Below are 15,381 nucleotides of genomic sequence, written 5' to 3'. Positions count from 1 at the left end.
TGAAGACGTCAGTCTTGTTCGTGGTCGTAGGGGGCTTCGGGGGCCGGCACGGAAACGGGGGCCGCCTGCGTGTCCAGCAGCAGGCGGTGTTCCATGCGGTCCTTCTTGGTGCGCAGGTACCGGATGTTCTGTTCGCGGGACGGCACCTCGGTGGGCACCATTTCCACGACGTTCACCCCGGCCTTGGCCAGCCTGTTCTGCTTGTCCGGGTTGTTGCTCAACAGCCGCACCTCATGCAGCCCCATCTCGGCGAGGATCTGGGCCGCGGCCTTGTAGCACCGGGCGTCAACGGGCAGGCCCAGCTGCTCATTGGCTTCCACGGTGTCGAAGCCAGCTTCCTGCAGCGCATAGGCCTTGATCTTGTTGGCCAGCCCGATGCCGCGGCCTTCCTGGCCCCGGAGGTAGAGCAGGGTGCCGCCGTTGTCCCGGATCAGCTCCAGTGCGAAGGCAAGTTGTTCACCGCAGTCGCAGCGGTAGGAACCGAAGACATCGCCGGTCAGGCACTCGGAGTGCAGGCGCACCAGGGGAGCTTTTCCGTCGGTGGGAGGGTTGGGGGAACTGACGGCGAGGTGCTCAACGCCGGTCACGAGGTCCGTCCATGCCTGGGCTACGAAGTCGCCAAAGGCGGTGGGGAGTTGGACGATGGGCCCTCCGCTGACGGGATGGGGCGCTTCACCGGACACCGCGTGGGGCTTCCGGTGGCCGTCCTGGTGGCTGTCGTCGCTGGCTGCCGCTGCCGTCATGGCTTCTCCTTCTCTTCGCCCGGGACCGCCCGGGCATCCTCCTGCGGGACTCCCCCGGCCCCGGCTTCAAGATACGCCACCAGGTCCTCGATGGAGATCAGGGGGCACCCATGTTCAGCTGCGAACGAACGGAGCCCGTCCAGGCGCATCATTTCACCGTCGTCATACACCACTTCCGCGATCACCCCGACAGGCTCCAGGCCTGCCAGGCGGCACAGGTCCACCGCGGCCTCCGTATGGCCCTGGCGTTCCCGCACACCTCCGTCAACTGCCCGAAGCGGGAAAATATGCCCCGGCCGGGTCACGGATGCCGGACCGGCATTCGGGTCCGCGAGGACGCGGGCGGTCAGGGCCCGGTCGGTGGCGGAGATTCCCGTGCTGACACCGGTGGCGGCGTCACAGGACACGGTGTAGGCGGTGCCCTTCGCGTCCTCGTTGACGGCCGTCATGGGCGGCAGGGCCAGGGCATCGGCACGGACTCCCGTCAACGGCACGCAGATGACGCCGGAGCTGAAGCGGATGGTCCAGCCCATCAGTGCCGGCGTGGCGTGTTGGGCGGCGAAGATGATGTCGCCTTCGTTTTCGCGGTCCTCGTTGTCCACCACCAGAACGGGGCGGCCGGCGGCCATGGCGCGCACGGCGTCCTCGATGGTGTCCAGTCCTCTGGCCGGTGCGGCCGGCGCTGCGGCGGACACCAGATCGGCGGCAATCTGGGATTCCAGGTGTACTGCGGCGTTCACCGGGCACCTCCGGCAATTGCGGCTTCGCCGGCGGAGGTTGCTTCGCCTGCGCCGCGGAAGGCAAGCAGGCGTTCGGTGTATTTGGCCAGCACATCCACTTCCAGGTTCACCCGGCTGCCGGTGGTCTTGGTGCCCAGACCGGTTTCGGCCAGGGTGGTGGGAATCAGGCCCACTTCGAACCACGGCTCCTGCTCGGCTGCCGGGCTGACTGCCGTCACCGTGAGGGAGACGCCGTCGATGGCGATGGAGCCCTTCTCGGCGATGTAGCGGGCCAGGTTGGCGGGCACGCCAAAGCGCAGCCGCTCCCAGTTGCCCTGGGGTTCGCGTTCCAGCAGGACGCCGACGCCGTCCACGTGTCCCTGCACCACGTGCCCGTCCAGGCGGCCGCCGGCGGGAACGCAGCGCTCCAGGTTCACGGTGTCCCCGGCGGTAAGCTCGCCGATGGTGCTGCGGACCAGGGTTTCGCCCATGACGTCCACGCTGAAGTCCTTGCCGTCAATCGCTGTTGCCGTGAGGCAGACCCCGTTGACGGCGATGGAGCCACCCAGTGCCAGGCCCTCGGTGGAGCCGGGCGCGTGCAGGCGGAGGGTGGCGCTGGTGTCGCCGTCACGCTCCACGGACAGCACCTGCCCCTGCTCGGCAATAATTCCGGTGAACATCAGTAGCCTCCCTGGGCTTGCTCCGCGGTGGCGCGGGTTGGTTGGTGGTCGAGTGCAACTTTGCGCTGCGGTCTCAGGTGCAGTCGAAGGTCCCGGCCCAGCGTACGGACAGCGCCGCCGTCGGACGGGTCCCATTCCCACTGCTGGGCGTCCGGGAGGCTGGTGATGCCGAGCCCGTTCAATGAGGGGGTGCCGGATCCCAGCAGGGTTGGCGCCAGGTACACAATGAGTTCATCCACCAGGCCTGCGGCGAGGAAGGAGCTCAGGATGCTGGAGCCGCCCTCCACCATGACGTGGCGGGTGCCGGCGTCGTAAAGCATGGACAGCGCCTCGCGCGGGTCGCGGGTGGGAAGGTGCACGGCCAGGCCGTCGTCGCCGTGGATGGCGGCGTCCGCCGGAATTCCGCGGAGCCCCATGACGGCCCGGACGGGCTGTTTGGGCGAGGGATTGCCTGAAGCGTCCCTGGCGGTCAGCCGGGGGTTGTCCACAAGCACGGTCTGGGTACCTACCAGGATGGCGTCGATGCGGCTGCGGACCCCGTGGTTGTCCGCAAGGGACTCGGGGCTGGAGATCCATTGGCTGGTGCCGTCTTCCGCGGCGATCCGGGCGTCCAGCGTCTGGGCGATGTGGAGGGTGACGAAGGGGCGCTTGGCGGCCACGGCCTCGAACCACTGGCGGTTCAGGTCCAGCGCTTCCTCGGCGCCAAGGCCGCTCCTGACCCGGATGCCCGCCGCGCGCAGGGTTGCGGCGCCGCCGGCGGCGGGGTCGTGGGGGTCGTCAACGGCGTAGACGACGTCGGTGATCCCCGCGGCGATGATCGCCTCCGTGCACGGGCCAGTGCGGCCTACGTGGTTGCAGGGTTCCAGCGTGACCACCATGGTGCAGCCGGAAAGATCCAGGCCGACGGCGGCAGCCTGGGCAATGGCGTCGGCTTCGGCGTGCGCGGTGCCGGCTCCGCGGTGGTAACCCGTCACGAGGTCCTTCCCGTCAGGACCGACGACGACGGCGCCCACCAGGGGGTTTGCACCGCGCGGTCCCTGGAGGGCTGCCTGGAGGGCATGATCCATGGCCCGGGTTTCGTCTGCGGTGAAGGCGGTGACCACCGCGGCGGCGGGGTGCAGTTCCACAGCGCCCCTCATGCGGCGGCCGTTGCTGGCTGCGCGGACCAGGGATGTGGGCCTGCCATCGAAGCGGCAGGAGTTTCGGCGTTAAAGAGCCATCGCTGGGGGTTCATTCGTGTGTCGTTCCTTCCCTGTCGAACCGCGATGGCTCCGGGGATACGACAGCAGAACGCTGCGCGGCGCAATGGCTGCACAGATACAGCTGTACGTGCTTCTCTCATCCAGACTTTAACTGTCGGTACCGGAATTCCACCGGTTCAACCGTCCGCCGGGATCCTCCTGAAGAGAACACCGGCTCGCGGGTCGCGGACTGTTACCGCCGGTTCGGACTTACACCGACCCCGGAGCACGTATGTGTGTTGTTATTGTGCCACAACCGGCAGGGGCTCCCGGTTATTCCGTCGCCGCACGTAATGTCCGTGCACCCTTGGTGCGCAGCAGGTCGATGGCGGCGGCGGGATCGTCCGCGCCGTAAACGGCGGAGCCTGCCACGAAGACATTGGCGCCGGCCTCAGCGGCGCGCTCAATGGTTTCCTCGGTGATGCCGCCGTCCACCTGGATGGCCACGGCAGCCCCTGATCCGTCCACGGCTGCGCGGGCCCTGCGGATCTTGGGCAGGGTGACGTCCAGGAAGGCCTGGCCGCCGAAGCCTGGCTCCACCGTCATAATGAGCAGCATGTCCAGCTCGGACAGCATGTCCAGGTACTGCTCAACCGGCGTGGCAGGCCGCAGGGCCATCCCCGCCTTGGCTCCCCTGCTGCGCAGCTCCCGGGCCAGCTTGATGGGTGCAATGGAGGCCTCGGCGTGGAACGTCACCGACGCCAGTCCCGCGTCGGCGAACCCGGGTGCCCAGCGGTCGGCATCGGCAATCATGAGGTGGGCGTCGAGCGGAACCGGGCTGACGGCCTGGATCCGCTGGACGACGGGAAGCCCGATGGTCAGGTTGGGGACGAAGTGGTTGTCCATGACGTCTACGTGCACGGCGTCGGCATTGCTGATCCGCTGAAGTTCGGCTTCAAGGTTGACGAAGTCGGCGGAGAGGATGCTCGGGTTGATGCAGCATTGCGTCAAGGGTGTGCCTTTCGCTGAAGGTGCGGTGGTCCCGCGGACAAATACGTGGGTGGGTTGAAAGCTGCACGGGTTTTCCTCCCGTTCAGGCCTTCTTCCTGATCAGGGCCAGGAACATGGCGTCGGTGTGGTGGATGTGGGGCCAGAGCTGGGCCGTCATGTCGTGCCCGGCCTCAAGGCTTCCGGTCAGGCTGACAGCGTCAAGGGCGGCGCCGGCGTCGAGGAGTTCCAGGTCATCGCGCTTGCGCAGGACGTCCGCCACCACAGCAGTGGTCTCGGCCGGATGCGGTGAACAGGTCACGTACGCCACCACTCCCCCGGGACGGACTGCCGCAAGGGCGGAGGCCAGCAGTTCGCGCTGCAACGGGCCGAGGTCCGTGATGTCCTTGGGCGAGCGCCGCCACCGGGACTCCGGCCGGCGCCGCAGTGCTCCCAGGCCGGTGCAGGGAACGTCCACCAGCACCCGGGTGTACCGTTCCGGCTGCTCGGCCCCCACGTCCCGGCCGTCACCGGTGCGGACCTGCCAAGTGTCGTGCGGAACGGCAGACAACGCCTGGCTGACGAGCTTTGCCCTGTGCGGCGCCGGTTCGTTCGCCAGCAGTGTGGCACCGCGCTGGTGCGCCAGGGCACCAAGGAGCGCAGCTTTTCCACCGGGTCCCGCGCAGAGGTCCAGCCAGGCCTCCTTCGTTGAGTCCGGCGCTGTGCCGTCTGCGCCTGCACGGTCCGACGCCCCGCCGAGGTCCACGGCAGCAAGGGCCCTGGCCACCAACTGGGATCCAACGTCCTGCACCCGCGTGGTGCCGGCCCGCACGGACGCGAGGCGGCCCAGGTCCCCGCCGCTGGAGAGCGCGGAGCCTTCCACCAGTTCGCCGGGGGCGGCACCGTTTTCCAGGGCTTCGTCCAGGCTGCCCAGCCCGGGCAGGGCCACCAGGTTGACCACCGGGGCGGCATTGTCCGCTTCCAGCAGGCCGTCGATTTCGGTGGCGGGCCTGCCGTGTGCCACAAGCGACTGGCGCATGGCCCGCACGATCCACTCGGGGTGGGCGAACCGCAGCGCGGCAATCTTCGTCTGATCGGTTTCGCCCTCCACCAGCAGGTCCAGCCACTCTTCAAGGGTGCGGGCGGACACCTTGCGCAGGACGGCGTTGATCAAGGCGGAGGGACCGGCGCCAATGACTGCACGGGCCAGCCCCACGGTCTGGTCCAGCGCCGCGTGCGCCGGGACCCGCATGGCCAGCAGCTGGTGCGCGCCGATGCGGAGGGCGTCCAGGACGGCGGGATCGAGTTGGGACAGGGGCCGGTCCACGCAGCGTGCCAGGATGGCGTCGTAGGTGCCCTGGCCGCGCAGGGCCCCGTAGCTCAGCTCGGTGGCAAAGCCGGCGTCCCGCTTGTCCAGGTGGTGGTGCCGGATGCGGGCGGGCAGCACCAGGTTGGCGTAGGCGTCCTCCTGGGCCACGGCGCGAAGGACTTCGAAAGCCACCAGGCGCGCGGGGTCGGCGCGCCTGGTCCGCTGCGACGGCGCCTGCTCGGTGAAGTTTCGTTTGGGCCCGCGGTTGCGTTCCCGTCCCTGGGCATTGCGCCTGCTGGTGTCCGGAGGTCCGCCCCTGCCGCGGCCACCGGCGGGTCCGCCGCTGCTGCCTTGGCCGTTCCTCCCGGCGCCACCCCGCCCTCCGGCGCTGCCTTGTCCGCCTGCGTTGCCGCCGGAGCTGCTCATTCGAACACCACACTTTCCAGAGAAGCCAGGCCGCGCGCCCAGTCGGCTGCGGCCATCATCTTTTTGCCGGCTGGCTGGATCCGGGTGAGTTCCACTGCGTGGGACCCTGTTCCAACCAGCACAGCTTTCCCGTGGAGCGCCACTGCGCCAGGGGCCAGGTGGGTCACCTCGGGGCGGAGCCGGACCGGCTCGAGTTTGACCCGTTGTCCGTCCAGCAGGGTCCAGGCGCCGGGCTCCGGGGTAACGCCGCGTGCCTGCCTGCTGATCGCCAGCGCCGGATGGGCCCAGTTGAGATGGCCGTCCTCCAGGGTCAGCTTGGGCGCAAGCGACACCTCGCCGGCCTGCGGCTGGGGGGAGGCCTTTCCGGCATCGATGGCCGACAGTGTCTGTGCCAGCAGCACCGCGCCGCTGTGGGAAAGCCGCTCCAGCAGGTCCCCTGCCGTGTCCTGGGGTTTGACGGCTTCCGTCAGGGTGCCAAAGACGGGGCCTGTGTCCAAGCCTTCCTCGAGTTGGAAGGTAACAGCACCGGTGACGTCGTCACCGGCCATGACGGACCGCTGGACGGGGGCGGCACCGCGCCAGGCGGGCAGCAGGGAGAAATGCAGGTTGACCCAGCCGTGCCGCGGAATGTCCAAGGCTGCAGGTGGGACCAGGCCGCCGTAGGCGACGATGGCAGCAACGTCCGGCTGCACTGCGGAGATTTTGGCGATGGCCTCAGCGTCCAGGCGGGCTGCGTGGATGACGTCGATGCCAAGTTCAGCGGCCCGCTGCGCAACGGGCGACGGCGTCAGCACGCGTTTCCGGCCGATGGGTGCATCGGGGCGGGTCAGGACGGCGACGACTTCGAACCCGGCGTTGACGAGTGCGTCAAGGGATGGGACTGCGACCGCGGGGGTTCCCGCAAAGAGGACCCTCACCCGGCTGCGCCGAAGCTGGCGCCGGGGGCGCTGTTTCCGCCAATGCTTGACCCGCCGAAACTCGACCCCACGCTCTTGGCGCGCTTGGCCGTGGTGCGTTCGGTCACGGCGTCATAGTTGGCGTTGCGGATGGACCGTAGTGCAGCCTTCCGGTCCTCGCCCTCAAGCCGGTCGGTGTAGAGGATGCCGTCCAGGTGGTCGTTTTCATGCTGGAAGCAGCGTGCCAGCATGCCCTCCCCTTCGATGGAGACGGGGTTGCCATGCATGTCCACGCCGGTGACCCGTGTGGACCGGAAGCGGCGGACCGGGAACCCGAGGCCCGGAATGGAGAGGCAGCCTTCCACATGGTCCGGCTGGTAGTCCCCGCTGTTCTCCAGGACCGGATTGATGATGTGTCCTTCGACGCCGTCGATGCGGTAGGTGAAGACGCGCTTGCTGACGCCGACCTGCGGAGCGGCAAGCCCGGCGCCGTCGACGTCCTCCATGGTCTCGGTCATGTCGGCGACCAGTTTGGCAAGCTCGGGTCCGAATTCCGTCACTGGATCGGCGACTGTGCGCAACACAGGATCGCCGATGATGCGGATATTCAGAATAGCCATGCGCTGTTTGTCCTCACGGTTGGCGGCAATTGGAACCTATCCAGTTTAGGTGCAGTCCTGATGGCTGCACGGAGCTAAGCCGTGCGCGCCTGGACAGCTCCTGCCTGGGCGAGCGGCGGAGGTGCGATGGGCAGCAGCGCCGTGCCGGCACCGATCGTGTCGGCGTTCAGTTCCCAGACCCGGCGCAGCGCGCAGAATTTCCACCAGTGGTGCTTAAGGACTTCAGGGTTTGCCCGGACGGGCCGGACCTCTGTCTCACCGATGGCGACGGCAAGCAGGACGGGATTTTCCCCATACTTCCAAGGCTCCCAGGTTCCCGCCTCCGCATCCACGAGGCTCTCTTCCGCCTTCATCCCGGCCACCAACTGCATGACCACTTTGTTATCCAGGGGCTTGACCAGCCCGTCCCGGGTGGTGCCCTTGGTCTTGTAGTCAATCAGGCAGACGCGCCCGTTGATACGTGCTACGAGGTCCAGGGTTCCGGCGTAACCGACGGAATCGTTCCACACCGTGATCTCGGGAGCGATGGGCTCCACCCGGAAAAGTTCCCACCATTCATCGAAGCGCACCGCGAAAGCTTCCTCGCCGTTGGCGGCCAGGGCTTCGCGGGCTTCCTTCATGGCGTGCGGGCGCCCCAGTGCGCGCAGCGCCACCTGTTCGCAGTAGTTATGGACACGGTCGCCGCGCCGGGCGGCGTCATCCCGGTAGGTTTCGGCAGCCTTGGCGGCACGGTTGATGGCCTGCTTGATCTTGGCAGGGCTGCCCAGGCAGTCCGAGAGCAGCGGGTCATTGGCCAGGCTGCTGGCACCCATGTAACCGAACCAGCCGTCGAGGCCGTGTGGCTGCTGGCTGATCACGGTGGTGATGGAAGGGACGGCGAACTGCTCAGACGTTGACCGTGCGTACATCCGACCGTATTCGGTGGCATGGGCGAGAAGCGGATCAGTCATACAAAAGACTCTTTCACAGGGGGCCGACAAAAGCTCCGGGAGCCGGAGCTGCACACGAAAAAAGGTCCGCTTCCGCTGCTGATGAGCGGAAACGGACCTCTGCGGGTGGGCGATACTGGGTTCGAACCAGTGACCTCTTCGGTGTGAACGAAGCGCGCTACCACTGCGCCAATCGCCCCGATGCATTTGAATGCTAGCCCACCTCTGCCCCATTTCAAAAATCGGCCTCGGCGGCTCGGCGCCTCCCGGCAAAAGTGCCTCCAGCAGCACCTCCCACCCGCAACCCGGCCGCAGGACGCCGCCAGGCGCCGTCGTAAAATTACACGGCTGTAAGTCACTAAATCCCCGGAATCACGCGGAAGCGGGGGGCATCCCGCATCAGGCGGACGGAGCGATTTGGAGTTTCCCGGAACCTCCTATATTGTTTTTACTCGTTGGAACGCGAGGAAATGCCGGAAACGGCAGGGAATCAACCTCCAAAATGCGGACGTAGCTCAGCTGGTAGAGCACCACCTTGCCAAGGTGGATGTCGCGAGTTCGAATCTCGTCGTCCGCTCGCAGGACACTGTCACAGCAAACGTTCCCAGGAACCGAAGCTAACACGGTGGGTTGGCCGAGAGGCGAGGCAGCGGCCTGCAAAGCCGTATACACGGGTTCGAATCCCGTACCCACCTCGGTGAAAACCATGGATTCCGGATCTTTCGGATTCAATGGGCGATTGGCGCAGCGGTAGCGCGCTTCCCTGACACGGAAGAGGTCACTGGTTCGATCCCAGTATCGCCCACTGGCAAGGAAACTTGCCCGCAGTACCACCGGTTTACCGGAACATCCTGCATCCGCGGACGTAGCTCAGCTGGTAGAGCACCACCTTGCCAAGGTGGATGTCGCGAGTTCGAATCTCGTCGTCCGCTCTCTTTTTATCCCACTTACCGGTCTTCCGGTTCGGGGCGATTGGCGCAGCGGTAGCGCGCTTCCCTGACACGGAAGAGGTCACTGGTTCGATCCCAGTATCGCCCACCACGAAAAGCAGCTCTCCGGAGCTGCTTTTGTCGTTTCCGGGTATCCGCTGCTGGCGAACGCGATTCCCTTGGCACCCCTTCTCCGCCCCGATAGGATCGAATGCGCGAGGAGCAACCTGGCTCCGCGATAGAAGGGAGGTGCTCGTGGGTTTGATTGACGATCTAAAGGGCAAGGCTCAGGGTCTCATCCGCGGTAACGAGCAGGCCATCAAGAACGGCATCAGCAAGGCCGGCGATTTCGTCGACACCAAGACCGGCGGCAAGTACGCAGGCCACGTCGACAAGATCCAGGATGGCGCTTCCAAGCTCGTGGACAAGAACGGAACCCCGGGCCAGGCACCTGCCACCGGGCAGGTTCCCCCGGCTGCTCCTGGAAATCCGGTTCCGCCGGTTGACAGGGCTCCGTAAAGGATTTGGCCAGGGCCTTGCCCTAGCACGTCAACGGGGCGCGGGTCCCGCCGCGAGGCGGCGCCCGCGCCTTTGGCGTTTAAGGACTGTCTATGCGCGGCACAGTTGAGGCCGGTTGACCGCGATGCCGTTGCAATTCCCGCTTCCCCAAGCCCCACCGGTAACCTGCGGATATGCCCGAGCCCCCCGCACCTTCCACCACTCCCCCTGCCGGCCGGACCCGGATCGAATCCCGTCCGGTGGTGGCCGGCATCGTCACCGCGCTGGTGGGCTTCACCTCGTCGTTTGCCGTCGTCCTGGCCGGGCTCAGGGCAGTGGGCGCCGATCCCGCGCAGGCAGCGTCCGGCCTGCTGGCGCTGACGCTCGCCGTCGGCCTTGGCGTCCTTGTCCTCGCCTGGCGCTCCAAGGTTCCGGTAACGCTGGCCTGGTCCACGCCGGGCGCGGCGCTGCTTGCGGCGTCAGGGATGCCCGACGGCGGGTGGCCGGCTGCCGTCGGGGGCTTCATTGCCGCCGGTGTGCTGCTGGCCCTGACCGGCCTTGTGCCGGCGCTCGGCAGGGTGATAGCGAAGATCCCCTCCTCCCTGGCCCAGGCGATGCTGGCCGGGGTCCTGCTGCAACTCTGCCTGGCCCCCTTCAAGGCGCTGGGCACGGTGCCCCTGTTTGTGGCGCCGGTAATTCTCTGCTGGCTGGTGATGATGAAGTTCGCTCCGCGGTGGGCCGTGCCCGCTGCCTTGCTTGTGGCCCTGGCCGTGATCGGTGTTTCGTTGGCCTCTGCCGGCACGTCCGTGGATTCGGGTGCCCTGATGCCTGCACTAACGTGGACTACGCCCGCATTCAGCCTGCAGGCCATGGCAGGGATCGCCCTCCCGTTGTTCGTGGTGACCATGGCCTCGCAGAACGTGCCCGGCGTAGCGGTGCTTCGTTCTTTCGGGTATGAAACACCCTGGCAGCCGGCCATGCTGGTCACGGGAGCGGGAACTGTTGCGGCGGCGCCATTTGGCGGCCACGCCATCAACCTCGCGGCGCTGAGCGCGGCGCTGGCCGCCGGCGAGGAGGCCGGCGCGGACCGCAGCAGGCGGTGGGTGGCCGGCTTCACGTCCGGACTGGCCTACCTGGTGCTGGCCGCCTTCTCCACCGCCCTGGTCTCCGTGGTGAACCAGGCGCCGGCGGGAATGCTCGAAGCCGTGGCGGGTCTGGCCCTGCTGGGCACGCTGGTGTCAGCCGTGTCTGCCGCGCTGGCGGACCCGGAGGACCGCATCGCGCCCGCCGTCACCTTTTTGATGGCAGCTTCGGGCCTGGCCTTTGCGGGCATTGGTTCAGCATTCTGGGCACTCCTGGCCGGCCTGGTGGTCCGGGCAACTCTGGTCAGGCGGCAGAAGCCGGAACGCAGCGGCGGTGAACCGGGAACCCGCTAGGAAGGTTCGTGGTTCTGGCCTTCGCGCGCCAGGGCTGTAAGGCGGGACACGGCGCGGAAGTACTTCTTCATGTACCCGCCGGTCATCATTTCCTCGGTGAACAGCTTGTCGAACGGAACACCGCTGGCCAGGATGGGAACGTCCTTGTCGTAGAGCCGGTCGGCCAGCACCACGAAGCGCAGCGCCACGGCCTGCTCGGTAATGGTTTCCACGTTGCGCCACACCACACCGTCAATGCCGTCGATCAACTTGCGGTAGCGGCTGGGGTGCACGCCGGCGAGGTGGTGGATGAGCGTGGAAAACTCGTCCTGTGCCACGGTCTTGCCGTCGAACTCCGCCTTCATGTGGGCATTCAGCTCGCTGTTCCTCAGCGGGGCCGGTGCCGCGGGGAGGCCGCGGTGCCGGAAGTCCTCGCCGTCGATGCGGATGACCTCGAACTGGTCTGCCAGCACCTGGATTTCGCGCTGGAAGTCCACGGCGGCGAACCGGCCGTCGCCCAGGGAGCCCGGCAGGGTGTTGGAGGTGGCGGCAAGTTTGACGCCGGCGTCGGCCAGTTCCCGCATGAGCCGGGACATCAGGACGGTGTCGCCCGGATCGTCCAGCTCGAATTCGTCGATGCAGACCAGTTGGTAGCTGCTCAGGGCGTCCACGGTCTTGCGGAAGGAGAGGGCGCCCACCAGGTTGGTGTACTCCACGAAGGTACCGAAAGCCTTGGGGCCCGGGGCTGCGTGCCACAGGGACGCGAGCAGGTGCGTCTTGCCCACGCCGAAGCCGCCGTCCAGGTAAATGCCGGCCCTGGACTCGTCCTTCTTGCCGAACAGCTTCTTGAAAAGCCCGCCCCCGTTGCCCGACCCCACGCCGTCGGCGAATCCCTGCAGTTCACGCACTGCGGCGGCCTGGCTGGGCTGTTTAGGGTCCGGGCGGTAGCTCGAAAAGGAGACCTCGCCAAACCGCGGCGACGGGTAGAAGCCCTTGAGGAGCTCGTCCACCGAGACTGCCGGGGTGCGGGCGGCAAGCTGTTCGATCTGTACCAAGGTGGTCCGTTCTGCTGGTGGTTGGTCCCCAGAAAGGATACCGGCAATGCGGACCGTACCCGGGCGGGAGGCCGTCCTGCCGCCCGCCACGTGATGAAGGCAACATTTCCCCCTGTTAACGGAATACGGACAACCTCCCGGGCGCTGGCTAGGGTGGGAAGAGGTTTCAACGCATGTTCCGCGGTTTCCCGTGCTCTTACTGAAAGGCCAAGCCATGCCCTACCCGGTTGAACAGAATGAGAAGTTCGCAGCCTATGCCCACCCGGAGCGGCTCGTTTCCACCGAGTGGCTCGCAGCTGCCATCGAAGGCGGCGCAGTGGCAAACGGCGAACTCGTCGTGGTGGAGTCCGACGAGGACGTGCTGTTGTACGAGACCGGCCACATTCCGGGCGCGGTCAAGATCGACTGGCACACCGACCTGAACGACGAAGTGTCCCGCGACTACGTTGACGGCGCCGCATTCGCCGAACTGGCCGCATCCAAGGGAATTTCCCGGGACAGCACCGTGGTGATCTACGGCGACAAGTCCAACTGGTGGGCTGCCTACGCCCTCTGGGTGTTCACGCTCTTCGGCCACCAGGACGTCCGGCTGCTCGACGGCGGCCGGGACAAGTGGGTTGCCGAAGGCCGGGAACTGACCAAGGACAAGCCAACGCCTGTCCGCGGCAACTACCCGGTGGTCGAGCGCGATGACGCTCCCATCCGGGCCTTCAAGGACGATGTCTTGGCCCACCTGGGCAAGCCGCTCATCGACGTCCGCTCCCCCGAGGAATACACCGGCCAGCGCACCCACATGCCGGCCTACCCGGAGGAGGGCGCGCTGCGCGGCGGACACATCCCCACCGCTGCGTCCGTCCCGTGGGCCCGCGCCGCTGCCGCCGACGGCACCTTCCGCAGCCGGGAGGAGCTTGAGGCGATCTACCTTGGCGAGGCCGGCCTGGCCCAGGGTGACGACGTGGTGGCTTACTGCCGCATCGGCGAACGTTCCAGCCACACCTGGTTCGCGCTCAAGTACCTCCTGGGCTTCGATTCCGTCCGCAACTACGACGGATCCTGGACCGAGTGGGGCAACGCCGTGCGCGTTCCCATCGTCAAAGGCGCTGAGCGCGGGTCTGTACCCGTCGCCGTCGGAGCCTGACCCTCTGCTCCCCCGCGTAGACTTGGACCGATGACTACTCAAGCTTTGCCTTCCGCCCTGGCGGCGATTGTGGACGACTTCCAGGCCCTGTCCGAACCCGAAAGGCTTCAGTTGCTGCTGGAGTTCTCGGAAGGACTGCCGGAGCTCCCCGACCGGCTCAAGGACCACCCTGAGCTCCTTGAGCAGGTGGTGGAGTGCCAGTCGCCGCTGTTCCTCACCATCGAGACAGAGTCCAACGACGCCGGTCCCGCCGGCGAAGTGCGCCTCTACTTCAAGGCTCCCGCCGAGGCTCCCACCACGCGGGGTTTTGCCGGTGTCCTGCACGAGGGGCTGGACGGCCTTTCCGCAGCAGAGATCCTGTCTGTCCCGGATGACATGCCGGAACTGCTGGGGCTCACCCGCGCCATCACGCCGCTGCGCATGCGCGGCATGACCGCCATGCTGGGCAGGATCAAGCGCAAGGTGGCCGCCGCGTCCGGCGCCCAGTCCTGACCGCCCATTCATGGCGCGCAGAAACTCAGCCCAGGGAACCCCGGCTACAGCGGCATTGACCGCGGCCGGGGTTCCCTTTGTGCTGCACCCGTACACCCACGATCCCTCCGCCGCGAGCTACGGCGCCGAAGCTGCGCAGGCCCTGGGCATGGATCCGTCCCGCGTCTTCAAGACGTTGATGGTGGACGTTGAGGGCAGGCTCGCGGTGGGCATCGTTCCGGTGAGCGGGGCCCTCGACCTGAAGGCCATGGCCGCTGCCATGGGCTCCAAAAAGGCTGCCATGGCCGATCCTGCTGCAGCCCAGCGGCGCACCGGATACGTCCTGGGTGGCATCTCCCCGCTGGGCCAGCGCCAGCCGTCCCCCACGGTGCTGGATTCCAGTGCCCTGGCCCTGGACACCGTGCTGGTGTCCGGCGGCAGGCGGGGCCTGGATATTGAGCTCGCCCCAACTGACCTGGTCCGCCTGACGGGCGCGGTCACCGCCCCCATCAGTTCACTTCCGGCCGGGTAAACCTCCGCCGTTCGCAGACTTTTCAGGACCAGTGTGCCGGCCGGTGAAATTGTCCATGGTCCGGTTGACTCCGAGGACGTCCATGAGCCGGTCAAAAACGCTGACCGGAAGGATACGGAGGACCGGAAGCAGGTTCACCAGGGGCGGCAGGACCAGCTTCCTGTGGCCGGCCTCGATGGCATCGAGGACCTTGGCGGCCACGTCCTCTTCCTGGAGGATCGGGAGGAGCATGGGCCAGCGGGTCTGGACGCCGGCGAACATCCCGGTGTCGATGTAATACGGGCACACCACCAGCGTGTTGACCCCGAGTTGGGCGGCACGGACCTCGGCGCGCAGAGACTCATTGAAGCCGAAGGGGCGAACTTGCTGGCGGAGTAGTCAGTCTGCCTGGCGACCCCCACCAGTGCGGCGGCGCTGGCAACGGTGACGACGGTTCCGTGGCGCCGGCTTGCCATCCCGGCGAGGAACGCGCGCGTCACCCAATACAGCGCCATGACGTTGACCTTCATGGTCCGTTCGATGGCCTCATCCGTGGTATCAAGGAGCGGTTGGCCGCTGACCACCCCGGCATTGTTGACCAAGACATCCACGGGCCCGGCCGCAGCGGCGGCCGTCACCACGGCTTCCCGGTCAGTGACGTCGACGATCCGGGCCTCGGCCGACCCTCCTGCGGCGCGGATCTCGTCACGAACCGCTGCCCCTGCTTCAGCATCTACATCCCAGATCACCACCCGGCTTCCGCGCCGCGCCGCTCCCAGCGCCAGGCGGCGGCCCAGCCCGCTTCCACCTCCCGTAATCAACAGTGTTGCCCCGGAAAGTCGGGTTCCTCTGGCCATGTCGGTTCTCCTGGTGT

The 15,381-nt window shown here is 67.1% G+C and carries 15 protein-coding genes, 6 tRNA genes, 1 pseudogene and 1 riboswitch; of the genes and pseudogenes, 10 read left to right on the top strand and 12 right to left on the bottom strand.

Annotated features, from left to right (window positions below; all coding sequences use genetic code 11):
* Window positions 1–8: 8 nt before the first annotated feature.
* The 10 genes from ribA to LFT49_RS09060 form a co-directional block, all read right to left on the bottom strand.
* Window positions 9–743 (bottom strand): GTP cyclohydrolase II, encoded by a 735-nt coding sequence (gene ribA, locus LFT49_RS09105; RefSeq protein ID WP_237430286.1) that lies wholly within the window; start codon window positions 741–743, stop codon window positions 9–11.
* On the bottom strand, window positions 740–1,483 hold the full coding sequence (gene ribB, locus LFT49_RS09100) for a 3,4-dihydroxy-2-butanone-4-phosphate synthase (RefSeq protein WP_442863731.1): 744 nt from the start codon (window positions 1,481–1,483) through the stop codon (window positions 740–742). The genes ribA and ribB overlap by 4 nt, the downstream gene beginning before the upstream one ends.
* Window positions 1,480–2,142, bottom strand: a complete 663-nt coding sequence (locus LFT49_RS09095) for a riboflavin synthase (protein ID WP_236802113.1) — start codon at window positions 2,140–2,142, stop codon at window positions 1,480–1,482. The genes ribB and LFT49_RS09095 overlap by 4 nt, the downstream gene beginning before the upstream one ends.
* Entirely contained in the window at window positions 2,142–3,281 is a 1,140-nt protein-coding gene (ribD, locus tag LFT49_RS09090; protein ID WP_237430285.1) for a bifunctional diaminohydroxyphosphoribosylaminopyrimidine deaminase/5-amino-6-(5-phosphoribosylamino)uracil reductase RibD, read from the bottom strand. The genes LFT49_RS09095 and ribD overlap by 1 nt, the downstream gene beginning before the upstream one ends.
* Window positions 3,282–3,467: 186 nt before the next feature.
* A riboswitch (FMN riboswitch) is annotated at window positions 3,468–3,617 on the bottom strand.
* A gap of 39 nt (window positions 3,618–3,656) precedes the next feature.
* Complete coding sequence (gene rpe / locus LFT49_RS09085; protein WP_237430284.1) at window positions 3,657–4,334, bottom strand: ribulose-phosphate 3-epimerase; 678 nt, start codon at window positions 4,332–4,334, stop codon at window positions 3,657–3,659.
* 82 nt (window positions 4,335–4,416) lie between these two features.
* Complete coding sequence (locus LFT49_RS09080; protein ID WP_237430283.1) at window positions 4,417–6,045, bottom strand: RsmB/NOP family class I SAM-dependent RNA methyltransferase; 1,629 nt, start codon at window positions 6,043–6,045, stop codon at window positions 4,417–4,419.
* Window positions 6,042–6,962: a methionyl-tRNA formyltransferase gene (gene fmt / locus LFT49_RS09075; RefSeq protein WP_237430282.1), complete on the bottom strand. Its 921-nt coding sequence runs from the start codon at window positions 6,960–6,962 to the stop codon at window positions 6,042–6,044. The genes LFT49_RS09080 and fmt overlap by 4 nt, the downstream gene beginning before the upstream one ends.
* Window positions 6,959–7,561 carry a peptide deformylase gene (gene def / locus LFT49_RS09070; protein ID WP_237430281.1) on the bottom strand — a complete coding sequence of 201 codons (603 nt, stop codon included), beginning with the start codon at window positions 7,559–7,561 and terminating at the stop codon, window positions 6,959–6,961. Before def ends, fmt begins: the two co-directional genes overlap by 4 nt.
* 74 nt (window positions 7,562–7,635) lie before the next feature.
* Window positions 7,636–8,511 carry a cytochrome gene (locus LFT49_RS09065; RefSeq protein WP_237430280.1) on the bottom strand — a complete coding sequence of 292 codons (876 nt, stop codon included), beginning with the start codon at window positions 8,509–8,511 and terminating at the stop codon, window positions 7,636–7,638.
* A 106-nt stretch (window positions 8,512–8,617) separates the two neighbouring features.
* Window positions 8,618–8,689, bottom strand: a tRNA-Val gene (locus LFT49_RS09060).
* A 305-nt stretch (window positions 8,690–8,994) separates the two neighbouring features.
* On the opposite strand from LFT49_RS09060, the gene LFT49_RS09055 reads away from it, so the two are divergent.
* The 7 genes from LFT49_RS09055 to LFT49_RS09025 all read left to right on the top strand — a co-directional run bounded on the left by LFT49_RS09055 (window position 8,995) and on the right by LFT49_RS09025 (window position 11,353).
* Window positions 8,995–9,067, top strand: a tRNA-Gly gene (locus LFT49_RS09055).
* A 47-nt stretch (window positions 9,068–9,114) separates the two neighbouring features.
* Window positions 9,115–9,185 (top strand) — tRNA-Cys (locus tag LFT49_RS09050).
* 38 nt (window positions 9,186–9,223) lie between these two features.
* A tRNA-Val gene (locus LFT49_RS09045) sits at window positions 9,224–9,295 on the top strand.
* A gap of 54 nt (window positions 9,296–9,349) precedes the next feature.
* Window positions 9,350–9,422: transfer RNA gene (locus LFT49_RS09040), tRNA-Gly, on the top strand.
* A 34-nt stretch (window positions 9,423–9,456) separates the two neighbouring features.
* Window positions 9,457–9,531 (top strand) — tRNA-Val (locus LFT49_RS09035).
* A gap of 137 nt (window positions 9,532–9,668) precedes the next feature.
* The gene (locus LFT49_RS09030; protein WP_442863681.1) at window positions 9,669–9,938 is read left to right on the top strand and encodes an antitoxin; all 270 of its coding nucleotides are present in this window, start codon (window positions 9,669–9,671) and stop codon (window positions 9,936–9,938) included.
* A 173-nt stretch (window positions 9,939–10,111) separates the two neighbouring features.
* Window positions 10,112–11,353: a benzoate/H(+) symporter BenE family transporter gene (locus LFT49_RS09025; RefSeq protein ID WP_237430279.1), complete on the top strand. Its 1,242-nt coding sequence runs from the start codon at window positions 10,112–10,114 to the stop codon at window positions 11,351–11,353.
* On the opposite strand, the gene zapE is transcribed toward LFT49_RS09025, so the two are convergent.
* On the bottom strand, window positions 11,350–12,387 hold the full coding sequence (gene zapE / locus LFT49_RS09020; RefSeq protein WP_237430278.1) for a cell division protein ZapE: 1,038 nt from the start codon (window positions 12,385–12,387) through the stop codon (window positions 11,350–11,352). The genes LFT49_RS09025 and zapE overlap by 4 nt on opposite strands.
* Window positions 12,388–12,601: 214 nt before the next feature.
* Here zapE and LFT49_RS09015 point away from each other — a divergent pair, with 214 nt between their 5' ends.
* The 3 genes from LFT49_RS09015 to ybaK are packed head-to-tail and all read left to right on the top strand — an operon-like array spanning window position 12,602 to window position 14,528.
* Window positions 12,602–13,525, top strand: coding sequence for a sulfurtransferase (locus LFT49_RS09015; protein ID WP_237430277.1), 924 nt, complete (start codon window positions 12,602–12,604; stop codon window positions 13,523–13,525).
* A gap of 30 nt (window positions 13,526–13,555) precedes the next feature.
* Window positions 13,556–14,017 (top strand): SufE family protein, encoded by a 462-nt coding sequence (locus tag LFT49_RS09010; protein WP_236802103.1) that lies wholly within the window; start codon window positions 13,556–13,558, stop codon window positions 14,015–14,017.
* 10 nt (window positions 14,018–14,027) lie between these two features.
* Window positions 14,028–14,528 carry a Cys-tRNA(Pro) deacylase gene (gene ybaK, locus LFT49_RS09005; protein ID WP_237430276.1) on the top strand — a complete coding sequence of 167 codons (501 nt, stop codon included), beginning with the start codon at window positions 14,028–14,030 and terminating at the stop codon, window positions 14,526–14,528.
* Here the strand turns inward: ybaK and LFT49_RS09000 are convergent.
* Window positions 14,511–15,364 (bottom strand): annotated as a pseudogene (locus LFT49_RS09000) (SDR family NAD(P)-dependent oxidoreductase). The gene ybaK and the pseudogene LFT49_RS09000 overlap by 18 nt on opposite strands.
* Window positions 15,365–15,381 lie beyond the last annotated feature (17 nt).

Source organism: Arthrobacter sp. FW306-06-A (assembly GCF_021870055.1).
Taxonomy (GTDB): domain Bacteria; phylum Actinomycetota; class Actinomycetes; order Actinomycetales; family Micrococcaceae; genus Arthrobacter.
The sequence above is the reverse complement of the archived record's forward strand: the minus strand, read 5'-3'. Positions and strand labels throughout refer to the sequence as shown.

Excerpts from the sequence above, each read along its gene's own strand:
- LFT49_RS09080 (WP_237430283.1), bottom strand. The coding sequence starts at position 6,045 with ATGAGCAGCTCCGGCGGCAACGCAGGCGGACAAGGCAGCGCCGGAGGG.
- LFT49_RS09010 (WP_236802103.1), top strand. The coding sequence starts at position 13,556 with ATGACTACTCAAGCTTTGCCTTCCGCCCTGGCGGCGATTGTGGACGAC.
- ybaK (WP_237430276.1), top strand. The coding sequence starts at position 14,028 with ATGGCGCGCAGAAACTCAGCCCAGGGAACCCCGGCTACAGCGGCATTG.
- LFT49_RS09025 (WP_237430279.1), top strand. The coding sequence starts at position 10,112 with ATGCCCGAGCCCCCCGCACCTTCCACCACTCCCCCTGCCGGCCGGACC.
- LFT49_RS09015 (WP_237430277.1), top strand. The coding sequence starts at position 12,602 with ATGCCCTACCCGGTTGAACAGAATGAGAAGTTCGCAGCCTATGCCCAC.
- LFT49_RS09095 (WP_236802113.1), bottom strand. The coding sequence starts at position 2,142 with ATGTTCACCGGAATTATTGCCGAGCAGGGGCAGGTGCTGTCCGTGGAG.
- ribD (WP_237430285.1), bottom strand. The coding sequence starts at position 3,281 with ATGAGGGGCGCTGTGGAACTGCACCCCGCCGCCGCGGTGGTCACCGCC.
- def (WP_237430281.1), bottom strand. The coding sequence starts at position 7,561 with ATGGCTATTCTGAATATCCGCATCATCGGCGATCCTGTGTTGCGCACA.
- LFT49_RS09065 (WP_237430280.1), bottom strand. The coding sequence starts at position 8,511 with ATGACTGATCCGCTTCTCGCCCATGCCACCGAATACGGTCGGATGTAC.
- ribA (WP_237430286.1), bottom strand. The coding sequence starts at position 743 with ATGACGGCAGCGGCAGCCAGCGACGACAGCCACCAGGACGGCCACCGG.